Source organism: Prevotella sp. MGM1 (assembly GCF_002933775.1).
Lineage (GTDB): Bacteria > Bacteroidota > Bacteroidia > Bacteroidales > Bacteroidaceae > Prevotella.
The window spans coordinates 1-1,040 of sequence record NZ_BEWV01000098.1 but is presented as its reverse complement, the minus strand read 5'-3'; the positions used below and the strand labels follow the sequence as shown (position 1 = coordinate 1,040).

Sequence of the window (1,040 nt, the reverse complement as noted above, 5' to 3'; positions counted from 1 at the left end):
CCCGGGCAGCGTATATATCGTGGCGTGCTGGCCGACCTTGCGGCCATTGTCAGGGGCAACGGTCTGCGGCTCGACACGCTTCTTGTCATCGGAGAGGCCATCGACAACCGTCACGGCCTGTCCGAGCTGTATTCCAGTCATTTCACACATTTATATCGAAAGGCAAAGGAATGATTCTCGTTTTCGGCGGAACCACCGAGGGATTGAAGGCGGTCAAGGCGCTCGAAGAGGCCGGCAGCCCATATTTCTATTCAACACGGGGTACCGAGCAATCTGTGATCATGAGCTATGGCACGCGTCTTTGCGGTGCCATGGATGCCGGTGGCATGACATGTTTCTGCCGTGACAACGGCATACGATTGATTGTCGATGCCGCCCATCCTTTCGCCGCGTTGCTTCATGACACGGTGGCTACGGTGGCTTCGGCCCTCGATATTCCTGCCGTGCGCTTCGAACGGATATTTCCCGAGCGGGATACGGAGCGTATAGAATGGTGCGACGGATATGATGATGCCATTGAAAGGTTATCGGGTTGCCGTTGTGTGATTGCCACCACGGGCGTGCAGTCGATAGGTCGTCTGGCTGTGTTGAAATCCCGTGGCGTGCGTCTCTATCACCGGATACTCAATCGTGAGAGTTCTCTCATCATCGCCCGCCGTCTCGGCGCCACTGCCGACGAACTGTGTTTTTACGGCGAGGGCGAGACCAATAGCGGACTTTTCGCCCGTCTTCGTCCCGATGCCATATTGGTGAAGGAGAGCGGCGAGACGGGTGGTTTCGCGGAGAAAGTATCGACTGCCATTGACCTTGGCGTACGTGTGGTCGCTATCAAGCGGCCGGAAACACCGCCGTCGTTTGTCGTTGTCAACGGTGAGCACGGCTTGCGTCGCGCTGTCGAGCGTCTTCTTCCTGGTTTTTATCCTCTACGTAGCGGACTGACAACCGGCACTTGTGCCACGGCTGCCGCCCTGGCCGCCGCCATCCGCCTGTTGCGCGGCGATACTCCGCCTGCCGTTCCCGTCATTCTGCCCAACGGTGAG

1 protein-coding gene is annotated in these 1,040 nt (G+C 58.1%); it reads left to right on the top strand.

Annotated features, from left to right (window positions below; all coding sequences use genetic code 11):
• Window positions 1-170: 170 nt before the first annotated feature.
• Window positions 171-1,040, top strand: an 870-nt coding sequence (locus MoGM_RS03235; RefSeq protein WP_146078629.1) for a precorrin-6A/cobalt-precorrin-6A reductase, incomplete at its 3' end; no start/stop codon positions are given.